Annotated in this window: 12 protein-coding genes and 1 pseudogene; 7 read left to right on the top strand and 6 right to left on the bottom strand. The window is 34.7% G+C overall.

What is annotated here, in order from left to right; genetic code table 11:
• Window positions 1–403: 403 nt before the first annotated feature.
• The 3 genes from IPH52_26020 to IPH52_26010 all read left to right on the top strand — a co-directional run bounded on the left by IPH52_26020 (window position 404) and on the right by IPH52_26010 (window position 1,988).
• Window positions 404–1,198, top strand: coding sequence for an SH3 domain-containing protein (locus IPH52_26020; GenBank protein ID MBK7058443.1), 795 nt, complete (start codon window positions 404–406; stop codon window positions 1,196–1,198).
• On the top strand, window positions 1,195–1,380 hold the full coding sequence (locus IPH52_26015; protein MBK7058442.1) for a hypothetical protein: 186 nt from the start codon (window positions 1,195–1,197) through the stop codon (window positions 1,378–1,380). The genes IPH52_26020 and IPH52_26015 overlap by 4 nt, the downstream gene beginning before the upstream one ends.
• Window positions 1,381–1,694: 314 nt before the next feature.
• Window positions 1,695–1,988, top strand: a complete 294-nt coding sequence (locus IPH52_26010) for a DUF2442 domain-containing protein (protein MBK7058441.1) — start codon at window positions 1,695–1,697, stop codon at window positions 1,986–1,988.
• A 5-nt stretch (window positions 1,989–1,993) separates the two neighbouring features.
• On the opposite strand, the gene IPH52_26005 is transcribed toward IPH52_26010, so the two are convergent.
• Entirely contained in the window at window positions 1,994–2,932 is a 939-nt protein-coding gene (locus IPH52_26005; GenBank protein MBK7058440.1) for a hypothetical protein, read from the bottom strand.
• Entirely contained in the window at window positions 2,929–6,132 is a 3,204-nt protein-coding gene (locus IPH52_26000) for a SpoIIE family protein phosphatase (GenBank protein MBK7058439.1), read from the bottom strand. The genes IPH52_26005 and IPH52_26000 overlap by 4 nt, the downstream gene beginning before the upstream one ends.
• A gap of 339 nt (window positions 6,133–6,471) precedes the next feature.
• Here IPH52_26000 and IPH52_25995 point away from each other — a divergent pair, with 339 nt between their 5' ends.
• The 3 genes and pseudogenes from IPH52_25995 to IPH52_25985 all read left to right on the top strand — a co-directional run bounded on the left by IPH52_25995 (window position 6,472) and on the right by IPH52_25985 (window position 8,254).
• Window positions 6,472–6,699, top strand: a complete 228-nt coding sequence (locus IPH52_25995) for a hypothetical protein (GenBank protein ID MBK7058438.1) — start codon at window positions 6,472–6,474, stop codon at window positions 6,697–6,699.
• Between the two features lie 6 nt (window positions 6,700–6,705).
• A pseudogene (locus IPH52_25990) lies at window positions 6,706–7,631 on the top strand (NAD+ kinase).
• Window positions 7,632–7,783: 152 nt separating this feature from the next.
• On the top strand, window positions 7,784–8,254 hold the full coding sequence (locus tag IPH52_25985) for a DUF2867 domain-containing protein (GenBank protein ID MBK7058437.1): 471 nt from the start codon (window positions 7,784–7,786) through the stop codon (window positions 8,252–8,254).
• 18 nt (window positions 8,255–8,272) lie between these two features.
• On the opposite strand, the gene IPH52_25980 is transcribed toward IPH52_25985, so the two are convergent.
• Genes IPH52_25980 through IPH52_25970 form a run of 3 tightly spaced genes read right to left on the bottom strand, consistent with a single transcriptional unit; the run spans window position 8,273 to window position 9,194 of the window.
• Window positions 8,273–8,512 (bottom strand): SdpI family protein, encoded by a 240-nt coding sequence (locus IPH52_25980; GenBank protein MBK7058436.1) that lies wholly within the window; start codon window positions 8,510–8,512, stop codon window positions 8,273–8,275.
• Window positions 8,479–8,922 carry a DUF1648 domain-containing protein gene (locus tag IPH52_25975; GenBank protein ID MBK7058435.1) on the bottom strand — a complete coding sequence of 148 codons (444 nt, stop codon included), beginning with the start codon at window positions 8,920–8,922 and terminating at the stop codon, window positions 8,479–8,481. Before IPH52_25975 ends, IPH52_25980 begins: the two co-directional genes overlap by 34 nt.
• Window positions 8,919–9,194, bottom strand: a complete 276-nt coding sequence (locus tag IPH52_25970; GenBank protein ID MBK7058434.1) for a winged helix-turn-helix transcriptional regulator — start codon at window positions 9,192–9,194, stop codon at window positions 8,919–8,921. The genes IPH52_25975 and IPH52_25970 overlap by 4 nt, the downstream gene beginning before the upstream one ends.
• A 152-nt stretch (window positions 9,195–9,346) precedes the next feature.
• On the opposite strand from IPH52_25970, the gene IPH52_25965 reads away from it, so the two are divergent.
• Entirely contained in the window at window positions 9,347–11,155 is a 1,809-nt protein-coding gene (locus IPH52_25965; protein MBK7058433.1) for a beta-lactamase family protein, read from the top strand.
• A gap of 71 nt (window positions 11,156–11,226) precedes the next feature.
• Here IPH52_25965 and IPH52_25960 read toward each other — a convergent pair whose 3' ends face one another.
• Entirely contained in the window at window positions 11,227–13,602 is a 2,376-nt protein-coding gene (locus tag IPH52_25960; protein MBK7058432.1) for an alpha-glucosidase, read from the bottom strand.
• Window positions 13,603–13,609 lie beyond the last annotated feature (7 nt).

Genomic DNA, 13,609 nt, shown 5'->3' with positions numbered 1-13,609 from the left:
AAAATATTTCATTTTCCCTTATTTTAATTTATTTTTTTTCGCTCGATCTCTGATTGCTAAATACAATGATAAAAGTATAATTATTGTTATGCGATTTCAACTATCGTATTCTTAAATTATAATTTTCTATATATTGCCTAATTTTCATTTAACAACGATTTGCTACAACAAATAATTCGAATATCAAAAAAATAATTTATTAACGGTGATTTTGATCATTGCAAAACATGTATTTAGAAATACAATGCTAGGATTCAGGGTGTTTTATACCGAGACATATTTCGGAGGCTATCCATACTAATCATGATTTCATTGAATCAATGGCAACCTGTCTATACCAAATAGCTACAATTTCTTATCTCTTTTTCGTTGAAAAAACTCACTTACTCAAAATATTAGAACAATGAAATTCTTTTTGTTTCTAATCTTAGTCTTACTGAGTTGCAAATCAATCCAAGATTCTAAACCAAATGAAAATCCAGAAGACAAGGCTCTTATTAAAAAATGGATTGTAACTCCCGATAGTGGACTCAATCTTCGCGATGCGCCTTCTCGCAAAGCAAAATCTATCCGACTCCTTCCGCGCGGAACAATGGTTAGCCACAAACAACTTCCTGAAAATGAAAGAAATGACACAATCGAAGAACAAAAAGGTAAATGGTTTAAAGTCGAAGTCGGAAATGATTCTGGTTGGGTATTCGATGTTTACCTCTCTGAGCCAGTCTTTAGTCCTAGTAGAGATAAGTTTTATTTTTTTACAATTAAGCATCCAAAGACAGGGAATATCGTAAGCACAACGCACCAAGTAGATTGCAATGATCTATACGCCGAAATCGAGTATCTATGTTATATGGAAATACGAAATAAGAAAAATTTTAAGCTTATAAATAGAATTGAGAAAAAAAATATAACTTATTGGTATGATAATGATACTCTTATAAGTTATTATACTATCGGAGATGGTGGTGGCGGTTTATTTTCATACCACACTATTGATATAAATACATTGGAAAAAAAGAATTTATATCAGAGTTCTGATCAAGTTTATGTTCATCCAATTAGTGATTGTAATCACTGCATTGCTTGGGAAGAAGTTTGTATATTTTACAAATGTTTAAAACTGCAAAGAGGTGAAAATAAAGTAAATATATTTTTTATCCTTATAAACTATTTGATGAACTTAAAGCGAACGATATGAAATTAATCAAACAAATTCCCCTTCAAATAAAGCAAAGTTTTTCTATAAAAGAAATATTGGACTCCGAACAAATCCTAAAACTGAAACAACCCTACACCGGCAATATCGAATTCTCAGTGGATAAACGAAATTACCTTCTTCATGTCCCGACGGGAAAGATTACAGAGGTTAAAGAGAAGTAGCCTTAATTTCGTTCAATTTCAATTCGGCATAAGAAATTTAAACTGCTAAACATTTTTTTGAAATCTCAAGTCTTTGAGACACCCGACTGAAAACGAAACTTAATGTTTCTCCTTTGGGTCGAAACATAATGGGGGTGACAACCGCCCTTATTTCCTATTTTAAATTAAACTAATCTACCTCAAAATTGATTTCAGAAATGACTTGCCATTTTCTTTTGAAGTATAAAATAAAGTTAAATTAATGTCTAATTGGGAATCAGCGAAAAATCATGGCACGATTGAAAAGATTGATCCTTTAAATTGAGAACGAAAAAATGATTATAACTATCCTACAAGTTTATCCAACTGAAAATTATAAAGTGTATCTGTATTTTAGTGACGGAAAAATCAAACTCTATGACGTTTCACCTCTTTTAGATAAAGGTGTTTTCCGAAAGTTGCAAGACAAAGATTTCTACTTGAATAGGTGCACTGTATTAAATAAAACCTTAGCTTGGGATGTAACAGGAGATTATAATCCGTATGAATGCATTGACCTCGATCCGGTTGTTTTATATGAAGAAAGTATTGAAGTAGATGACCCGCTTGATAAACCTACTGCGGCTTAATAGTATTAGCCCTTCCTCTTCCTAAACTTTGGCTCTATATATTGAACTAGCGACTTACTGGCAATTACGCCGCGCTCGAGGAAGTATTTGATTTTGCCAACAGTGAGAACTCTTCGAAAGTAGATTGCATTCTTTGACCAGACTTCTTCGTCATCGAGACAGCCTTTTTCGTGGTTGTGGAGAGATTGAAATAGTTCTAATTTTTTTGTGAAGAAAAAACCTTTCTTATTTAGACTAATCTTAACACCAAATAGATGCCCGTATTTTTCAAAATCAGATTGCATGTCGCCTTCTATGTGAATCGAAAAAATATGTGCACTTGTAGCATTCGGTGGCTTTATGTCGGACAGATTGAAATGCATTCTGAGAGTTTGGGAATTACTAAGCTCTAAGAAATTAATCTTCTCAGGGAGTAATGTCGCTTTGCCGTAGCGCTGCTTCTTAGCGAGAGTAGAATAATGAGTCATCGTTGTGAATTTTTCTAGCTCGTATTTATAATAGTCTTCCGTATAACGTAACCTGGATCGTTTAGAAATATTAATTAGAAATCTTTCGATATCCGCCCAGATTTCTTTTCCTATCGCATAAGCGGCAAATACCGCAACGACAGACTCAACAGAAAATAAATCATCCGGTTTGTATTTGTAAAATATTGCCGCAATCACTGAGCCTAGTAGAACTCCAAAGAATTTTTGAAACTTGAGTTGGATTTTTGCGTAAGCTGATACATGATTGGATTGAACATCTTTTACATATTCTTCAAATGGATAAAAGCTAACATTCTCGGACGTTATGCGCCTGCTATACGGATAAAGGACAATATGCGCTTCGAGTGAATCATACTCATCTAGCTTATCAATTCCATAAAGGCTTACATCATACAAATTTGCATGACGGGAACTTTTTTCTAGATAAATCAGATTCTCAGGAAATTCAGGAATCATATAGTTCCATTCTTAAGAATTTGCATGAGACGATTCGCACCCGTATTGTTAGGCTCTAATTCTAAAACTAATTTTGTAAGTTCAATGGATGCTTCTTTTTTGCCCATCAGTCGATTTACATCAGCAAGGTTTAGTATATTAAGGGCATGACTAGGGTTAATTTCTTTTAGCCGCTCACCTGCCTCTGTCGCCATATTATAATGACCTAATTTCTTTTCAGCCATAGCGAGATAATACCAAAATTCTTCATAGGTTGGATCATCTTTTAGATATTTACGAATCACTTCAATCGTTGAAATATAATCTCTTGCTTTAAAAGAAAGAAGTCCATAGAGTTTATTAATCTTAGGGTTATTCTGATTAGCCTCTGACCGATTGTAGGTAATTTGAAGTAATTGTCTTGCCACTTCGTCTTTATTATCTCGCAGCAATTTCTTACATTCACTATAGACACTTTCCAAGTCGTCATGGTCAATGTCTTTTGGTAAAATAATTCCAGGCTCATCTTGTGGACTTGCATAATGAACCGGGACTTCTTTATAACCAATTCTTAAAATAGAAAAATCATCAATGAATTCACCAGAGCGTTGAACCCCATGGTAGATTTCTTCTATATCACCGCGACCTGCAACTACATGCTTTAAAAATAAAGTTTCATCTTCATTGATTGTGCGAACCGGCTCTTCAGGCGTTAAATCAATATCATCTCTACCGTCTGACGCAAGTATAATCACATCTCCCGGCTCTAGTTCGAATTTAAAAACCTGAAACGGAATTTCCGAATCAAGACCAAGCTTACGAAGGTTTAATCTGTCTTCAATAAACTCAGCTCTTCCATTTCGATAAAGCACGGCATACGGGTGTTCTGCGTTAAAATAATAAACTTCACCTGTCTCATCATTGATTAGCATCACGGTGCAAGAAATTACCATCGAGCCGTTAAAAGTTTTAAAGACCCTATGAATCTCGTAGTATACGTCCGTTAGCCACACTTCAGGCGGCTTATCTACAACCCAATCTTTTGCAGCAGAACGCGACATGATTGAGTTCATAGCAACACCCATTACAATAGATCCACCCGCACCCTGCATTGATTTTCCCATTGCATCTGCATTCATCGCCATTGTAAAACGTGTAACTTTTGCTTTGTTGCCAAATCGCAAGTTGCCGGTAACACAAATATCTCCACCAATTTCTACTTGTTTGCCCTTAAACTCAAAATGTTTCTTTTGTTTTATTAAAAATTCTGTCTTTGTGAATTCGGATTTATTTGCATTCATGAAAAGTGGCTTTGTGAGAAGTGATGTTAAAAAATAATCTCCATCTTGTTGCACTTTTAATTTTTGCACTTCATCCATTTTTTCTTGCACTTCTTTCGTGCGCTCGTTTACTTTTTCTTCCAAGTTATCAGCATAGTGCACAAGCTCTGACCGTGCATACTTGATTGAAATCACCATCGAGTTAAAGGAGTCTGAAAGAAAACCAATCTCGTCATTTACTTTTATGGGAACTTCTACCTCTAAATCTCCGTGATTTACTTTTTCTAAAGCATGAACTAAATCCCAAAGCGGTGTTACCAAACTACCTCGAAAGAATAATGGGTATATGCCGATGACTATACAGACTACAATAATTAAAATGAATTGCTGGTTGGAAGATGTAGTATGCATATACTGTCTGTATGCTAAGTAAGAGTAACCTACTTCGCTTACAACTTGCGTATACACTTCATAATGTATATATGCAATGTAATGCTTTTGGTTTCCAAACTCGTCTATACTTTTTCGAAAGTAACGTGTATTTGCAGCTTGAAAATAGCGAAAGTATTTGTTGATTTCACGACGCAGATTGACTGAGTCAATTGGTCTTCCATTCCACTGACAATTCGACAAATTCTTTTCGATTGCAATTCTAAAATTCTTTAGACTACTTGAACTTAAATATTTTGTGATAGCAGGACAGAATTGTTTAGAATCTAACTGACTAATTTTATTGGAATGAACAAAGCTATAATTATTGAGCTTATTTAAAAATGGAAAAATAACATCTTTTAATTCACTATCCGTTAAGTCTTTATTAGTAACAAGGTATTCGCCTATGCTATTTTTAAATCCTTCAAAATAAGGATGCGTATTAAATAAGTATTCATTTAAGGCAGAACGAAAATTTGACTCCGGCAAATTCTTGATATCTTCATAAATGACCGTATTTCGAAAGTCTACCTCTATAAGAGGCAAATCAAGATTAGTCGAACTTGGATAATCCTTCTTCTGAATTTCAAGTTCATCCAAGGAAAGTTGTATAAAATACTTTGTGTCTTTTGATTTATCTCCTCCCTCTAAAATACGGGACATGTTTTCAAAGCGAAGGCTGTCATAATCTCTATCTTTATCCTTCATAGAATAAAAGCTAGATGCTTGCAAAATAATAAGAAGTGTAACAAGAGTTAGCCCTACAATCTTCACCATAAAAGTAGTTCTATCTTTTGTGGAATTAACATAGACAATCGAAATGATAAAAAATCCAATCACCAAAAAAAGAGTAAGCGCTATTAAATAAGTAGATCTTTCCATTACTCCATCACGACTCATAATATTTGTAATGTTAGGGGTAATGGCAGCAACTAGCATTGCGAATAGAATTTTCAACAACACCCAGCGTTCTTTTGTTTTAGTGATATAAATTTTCCAGCCCCCAATGAGCAAAAAGGAAATGATAGTATAGATTGCGATTAACGCTGCCAGCATTCGACTGATCGGCTCTGCATCAAAATCCCAATAATGACCTGTGAAGTGAAATTTCCTATCTGCATTCCATGTGCCCGCAATGAAAAAAATATCAACGATGACTGCAACTGCCCACATCCCTTTAAGAACGCGCGAAGAAAGTTTTGGGTTCGTATCTCTTGGATATTTAAAGAAGAATTGCCCTAAATGTAATAAGGCAGGCAAAATAAACCCGCCTGTCAGCCAACGATGATAGGCAGCTATAGGATGATAGCAAAATGCAGCAAAGAAATATCCCGTGTTAAAAATAGCGAGAAAAAAGAAACCTATACCTAGATGAAATGTGCTATCAGATTTATTTGGAAGAGTCAGAAAAAAATACGCGAACGCAAAAGTGAATATCGTAACGAGTAACGTTCCAAAGGAAAAAAAGTTAAAGAGTATATATTTAGTATATGGTTCAAAAAACTCCATCAATTGCCCTCACGTATATGTAAGCTAAAGAATTTCATAATTAGAAAACAATCTTTTTTTATTTTTTTCGTAATCGGAATATTTGCACCGGACGACAGTTCTTTCGTAATGCAGTCAACTTAAGGATTTTTTCACCAGAGATGAACATGCTAAGTCGTTGGTCGTTAGAGCGACGGGGGACAGAACACAGCCATATTTATAAAATCCGATATCTTTCATCCGTGCAATCGGTGGTAAAATCCTTTATTATATTTATGGGTTAGAGCAAATGGGTGAATTGTCAAATCTTAACATTGACTAAAAAGTAGTTGCAAGCCCTTTGTTACTCATGCAAATTGAATGAGAAAGAAATTGGAAGGTTTAATCATGAAAGACCATTTAACTTATAAAGATTTTATTGGATCAATGCATTATAATTCTGGGGATGAAGTATTCTATGGCAAGATAGAAGAAATTGATGATCTAGTTACCTTCGAAGGAAAATCTTTGAGCGAATTAAAAAAAACTTTTCAGGAAGGCGTTGATGATTATATTCTAATTTTCCAAAACACAAAGGTTACAGCCTAAACTTTAATGGAAATAGAAAAGATAATACTCGTTATCCGAGCCACTCGTTTGCAAGAGAGCGTGCAGCGCTTCAGCACAAAGGCTCAGGCAAAATTCTTTGTTCAATCGAGAGGTCAGTCTTTCGATGATTACGAAAAGGAAGATTCTAATTATCAGTATGCACGCGACCAAGTAGCACATGCAATTCCTCTGATATTAAACTCCAAGTTATTGATAGAAATTTTCTTCCAAACTTCGTATTCGGTCCCAAAGATGTTGTAATGACTCTAGGTCAAGATGGACTTGTTGTAAATACGGCGAAGTATTTGAATGGTCAGCCAATCATTGCTGTCAATCCAGACCCGGAAAGGTTTGATGGGATTTTACTTCCCTTTCAAATTCCTACTCTTGCCCAAGCAGTGAATACTTTATTAAAAGGAAGTCCCCGCATTCGAAATATCACCATGGGCAAAGTAGAGTTAAATGACGGACAACACTTGTTTGCCTTCAACGATTTTTTTATCGGAGCAAAGTCTCATATCAGTGCCCGTTATACAATAAAATTTCAGGGCAGACAAGAACGTCATAGTTCAAGTGGCGTAGTCATATCAACACCCGCCGGCTCTACCGGATGGTTGAGTTCCTTATTTAATATGGTAAGGGGAATCGCTGGCTTCCAAGGCGACAAATCAGAATTAGGCGGTATGAAGCTCGAATGGGACGAGAGAAGGCTAATCTTCATTGTCCGCGAACCATTTCGTAGTAAATGGAGTGGAGCAGACTTAGTTGCGGGCGAAATTTCCGAGCAAAATAAAATTATCCTCGAAAGTCATATGCCCGAAGCAGGTGTGATTTTTTCCGATGGAATGGAGTCTGACTTTTTAGAATTTAATTCTGGCACTACTGCAAGCATTGGTCTTGCAGAGAAGATGACAAGGCTAGTAGTCAAATAGTAAATCTTTAAAGAAATATATCCTATCGTAGTTTCTATAAATAAACCATTGCGGAGTATCATGATTATCGGGTATCTAGTAAAATTTATTGTAAGTAGAGTATTATGAAAGTTCAAAGGCAAACCATATTGCAAAATTCTAAATTATCTGAAATGCACCCAAACTATGACTATTTTGATAGTTACAAAGGAGAATGCATTTCCCAACGAAGAATTACGTCCATTGATTTAGGCAGAGCCTTTTTTTCTTCTTCTCCTGTTTGGATAGACAAATTATTTTCTCTCCGAAATAAAATCGTATCCCTTTTTGGATTAAAGACTCCAAGCTCTAACCTAGATCGAACTTCTATAAAAGACTTTGATTTCCAAGTAGGTAAGCAAATCGGATTATTCAAAGTCTTTGCACTTACGGAAAAGGAAATAATTTTAGGCGAAGACGATAAGCATTTAGATTTTAGAGTGTCTCTTCTAGTAGAATCTAAAGAAGAAAAACATTTCATAAACATTACGACTTCAGTAAAGTTCAAGAATATTTTCGGAAGTCTATATTTTCTACCTGTAAAACCTTTTCATCAGCTCATCGTCCCTACCATGCTAAAAGGAATTCTACGACAAATCGAATAGCAGGGATATGAATAGAGTCTATTTGGTTGATTTAGGATTTATCTTTCGATAGTAAATGTAGGAGTAGATAACCGGTATTAGACTCGCAGTTAGGATTAAAGTAAAAACAATAAAAGACAAAATTTTTCCATCTAAAAATAAGCATAGGATAATTCCTATTAGCCCATTGTAGAAGAAAAGTTTTCCGCCAAGTTCATGAGTCTTTTTCCAAACTGTTTCATTTTCTAAAGTCCAGGGGTGCGGATTCCAACAAACCAATTGGGACGAAAGCTACGCATATAATTTCCGATGATTGTAAAGATAGATAAAACAAAGATAAAGATTAATTTGGCTTCGGAAAATTGAAATCCAAAGTATCGAAGACAGATTCCATAGAAAATTAAGACAAATGCAAGCGTTAGTAGAAATCGAATTTTAAAATAAGAATCTGAAAATAATTTATAGTTTTCTTTTCTCGGATCCACTTTCGGGATTAATAAAAGAGCAAGATAAATAACTGTGTTTAAAATTGGAAGAGTATATTTATTTGAATAGGAATCTGGATTTCCGTTGAAGTCCCAATGCACAGGAAATTCAGAAGGAATTTTATCTCCAGCATAAATCAAAAATAGAAACTGCGATAGAAGAAGGATCCAAAAAGAAATTTCTCGCTTGAGTATTGACTTCATTTTTTCTTTCCTTTGACTTTGTCTTTTACCTTTAAAATCCATTTCAGCAATTCATCAAGTTCTGTGCTGTTGATTGAATAATAAATATACTGTCCCTGTTTAATGCTCACTACTAAATTTGCCTGCCTTAATAAATCTAAGTGATGAGAAATAGTAGGCTTTGAAATATTAAACTGATCCGAAATTTCTCCAGCAGTCAAATCTTTTTCCTTTAATAATTCTAGGATTTCTCTTCTAGTTTTATCGTTTAGAGCTTTAAATACAATATCCATCTGTTTAAAATAACAAGGCTTAAAGAATTTATTTTTGTATACGATTTTTTATTTTTTGAAAGAAAGTTTTTCTACTATAAGTAATTTATTTTTAGATTGACGCCATTTAGATATTTAGATAACTGTCTAATTATCTAAATAGAGGTAATGTTATGAATGATAGAAAATTAAAACCTAAGCTCCAAAATTTTATATATTCGGTAGTATTGATACTGAATATATTTTTATTCAATTGCAATTCTCTACCGCAAAAACCGGATACAATCCCCAAAAATGATTATTCTTATTTGAATGAATACCTAAACAATTACATTCCCGTAAAAATGAATGAAGCATCTGTTGTTGGACTAGGAGTAAGTGTAGTTACCGACAAAGAGATATTATTCGCAAAAGGATTTGGTTTTTCTGACAAGGTAAATAAAATCGAAGTCAATTCGGATACAATCTTCAGAACCGCATCCGTGTCTAAGATTATTAATTTAGTTATTACAATGAAATTAGTGGAAGAAGGAAAACTAAATTTAGATAAGGATATTAGCCAATACCTACCTGAGTTAAAACTAAATTCTAGATTTCCAAAATCAAAACCAATCACAATTCGTTCTATTCTAACACATCATTCCGGTTTGCCATCTGATAGAATGAAAGGATTTTTTTCTTATTCAAAGACTGATTCCTTAGAAAAATTAGTTCATGACATATCCGGGGAATACGTAAGTTACCCACCTGAATTTATTTTTTCTTATTCGAATTTAGGACATTCGATTCTAGGACGAATCATTGAAAAAGTATCCGGTGATTCTTATGCAAATGTATTAGATAAAAAATTATTTAAACAACTGGGCATGGAGCATTCTTTCTATGAAATAAATTTAGATAAGAAAAACGTTTTCGCCAAAGGATACGGCGGATTAATCTTTAAATCAGAAGTCGCGGAAGCTGGCTTACGAGACTTACCCGCAGGATTTTTAAATTCATCCGTCAATGATCTGTCCAAAGTGATTCAATTATTTATAAATGATGGGCGGATAAATGGTGTTAGCTATCTGAAAGAGTCTACCTTAAAAGAAATTTATACGATACAAAATCAGAGTAACGCACTAGATGATGATTTTAAAATTGGTCTAAGTTTCTTTATAAACACATTTGATTTAGGAAATGATATTTTTAGCATATCGCATGGAGGAGATACTTTTTTGTATCATGCCATGCTTGGAATTCTTCCAAAAGAAAAGCTAGGAGTAATAGTGCTATCAAATACAAATACTTCTGCTCCTGTAGTGTATGATATTGCAAGCAAGGCTCTTCAAATTTCCTTGGAAACAAAAACAGGTTACAAAAAACCAACAGAAAATAAAAAGCCCGAAGAGGCAAATACAGATATGTCGTCTTACGCCGGAGTTTATCAAAATGGTGCTCTTATGAAAGTAGAAGTCGATGACAATAATGTTTCGGCAAAATTAGATACTGGCATAAAGTTTATATTACCGGACAAAGAAGGATTGTGGCAAAATGCAAAACTAAAAATTTTCGGGCTATTTACGATTAACCCGCCATTACAGTTTAAATTTAAAACCATCGAGAAAGACAAATTGCTTTATCTTAAAGTAGGAGGAAATATCGTATTATGGGGAAGTAAAATTACGCCAGCAGATTCAATCTCAGTATCATGGAAAAATCGTCTCGGTAAATATAAAATTCTAAACGATGACAAAGACAATGCTGGTATGATAAAAAATCCAGAATTAAAAATAGAAAAAGGATTTCTCATCTTTGAAAATAATGGAATTCCAGCGGCTAATGTTGACGTAATACAGAAACTAGCTCTTCAAATATTGAGCGATAAAGAAGCAATTGTCGCCGGACTCGGAAGAGGAAAAGGTGACACAATTTCTGTAAAACAGGTTAGCGGCAAAGAGATATTAACCTATTCGGGATATGAAATGGAGAAAGTGGAGTAATCTATAGAGAGTATTGATCACTCTCTCTGCGTGCTCTGTGAGAAAAAAACACAGAGCACTTTTTTATTTTTTTACTTGAGAGCCGTCTGAATACTATTAAAAATTCTATCAGACCAGGCACCACCTTCTTTTACATAGACTGCTGGTTCACCTAACGGTGCGGGGACTTTAAATGTATGTCCACCGATTATAGTTTTTCCAGTGAATGCATGTTTCCATTTTCCTTTTGGAAAATACCCAGTAACCTCTGTATCGCCTTTTGTGTATACCGGCAAAACGAGAATATCCTCACCAACCATGAACTGGTATTTTAAATTGTAAGTGTTAGGGTCAGATGGATAATTTAAGTAAGGGTGACGAATGACAGGATATCCTTTTTCTTTTGCTTCTCCTACGAGATGAGAAAAATAATCCTTTAGCGCATAATGAATTTTTCCAAAACGAGCAAATGCATTTACACTGTTTATATCTGAATTATTTTCTGGATATAAAATTGGTCTACCGTCTTTGTCCGTTTTTTTGTTGTATGTGCTTGAATATACTTGATTAAAACGTCCAGGAACATTTCCTTCATGTGTGCGGTAAATCGGAGTAAACGCATTCATTTCTGACCAACGTCTATTTAACTCTTCTGTTCTATCGTAATTTGGAAAATAAAAAGGTGGATTTTTCAGACCAGTATAACCGCCGATGTCGCTGTGGTTAATAGCGATTCCACTTATCCCGCTTGAATTTAGTCCAACGATTGTAGAGGCTAATCCGTCGTTAACTCCAAAGCTAACCATTTGATCGCCTAACCAAAATGCAGTCGAATAACGATTAGACCCAGTATAACCCGCGCGTGTGAAGAAAATGATTTCACCTTCTTTACCTGCTTCCTGAATTGCTTCCCGATTGATTCTTGCCCAATCTACTGGATAGATATTATGATATAGCTCTGCAGAAACTCCGCTGTGAAGTTTTGCGTCGAATGGAAGCCACTCACCAAAGTCGGCCATCCAACCGGAAAGACCTTGTTCTATCATATTTTTTTTGATAATATCTTTTGTCCATTTTACAGCTTCTGGATTTGTTAAGTCAATTAAGTAAGCAGGAAAGCCCACCGTCTCAATCATATAGTCTTCGCCGGATTGATTTTTAACAAGGTATCCTTTTGCTTTTGCTTCTTCTAGCATTGGGTTCGCAAATGAATCAGGCTCTCTCTCTGGCTTACAGTCATTGAATGGGATAAATCGCTTGTAACCGCAACTGTTCGGCTCTTTAATTGGTTGCTTAGGACTTGTAGGAGCGTTCGTCTCCGCAAGAAACGAATTAATATAACCTAAAACTTTTACTCCATCCTTATTCATCTCGGCTGTGAAATTTTTGAATTCAGGATACGCTGGTTCTGGATTTCCATCGGAGTCTTTAAATTCGGAATTTTCTTGTGCATACCATCTCCATTTTAATTGGTCTCCAAATCCTGTTACACGTCTACCAACCCAATCCTGAATCCAAAGCGCAGTAACGGGATTACCCGCAAGCTTAGCTTCTTTAATAACTTTTTTAACTTTATCAGTTCCGCCTTGTAAACCTAACCATGTTCCATAAGCCCAATCAGGAAGACCTTGATAACGTCCTGTCTTTGCGGTATACATCTCAATTAGTTCAAGTGGTTTATCCGATACCCAAATAGTGCCTTTTAAATTATTGTCCCAGAATAATACTTTTACATATTCATCATGTTCAAAGTTAAATTTGGAGTATGCGCTATTTTCAAAATAAACCGAGCGGTTATTCGTTGTTATGTAATGAGGCATTGGAGCATAACTTGTATATTCATTTCCACCGGCTCCTTGCGTGAGGTTAGCACCAAAGGTAATCGGTTGATCTCCTCTTCCTATTCCTTGCTCTTCTGTAAATATAAAAGGCTTTTTTCCTTTCATATTAAAATGAGTGTATTGTTCTCCAAATCCAAAAAACTGTTCTTCTTTTACAGATCTATAAACTAAATTAATACGATTGAATGTTTTATCAGCAAGATGAACTGAAAAATTTAGGCTTTGTTTGTTTTCGGCAGTTAAGTCAATAAAGTATTTAATAAAGCAATCTTGTCCGTGTAGTATTCCAGAAATTTTAATTCCATCTTGAATCTTTTCGATTTTATCAATCGATTGATTTGCACATCTCATCGTATACTCATCTTTAAACTTAAATGCGGCTAAATTGTATTTAACGCTCGGAGAACCTTTTGCTATGGTCAAAAAAGATCTATCTAAAGGAAATTCTACGAATGATAATTTTCCATTGAATATATGCAATGTTTTATTATCTATTTTGTATTGAACTTCAGATCCTAATTCCCCTTTGGTTGATACATTTTCAAGAACACGAACACCTATGTTCTGAGTTCCCGAACAATTTAGGTAAATGGATATGAGAATACCTAATATTATTTTTTTAATCATAATAAAC

The sequence above is a fragment of the Leptospiraceae bacterium genome, assembly GCA_016708435.1.
Classification (GTDB): Bacteria; Spirochaetota; Leptospiria; order Leptospirales; family Leptospiraceae; genus UBA2033.
This window is presented reverse-complemented; position numbering and strand designations above follow the sequence as displayed.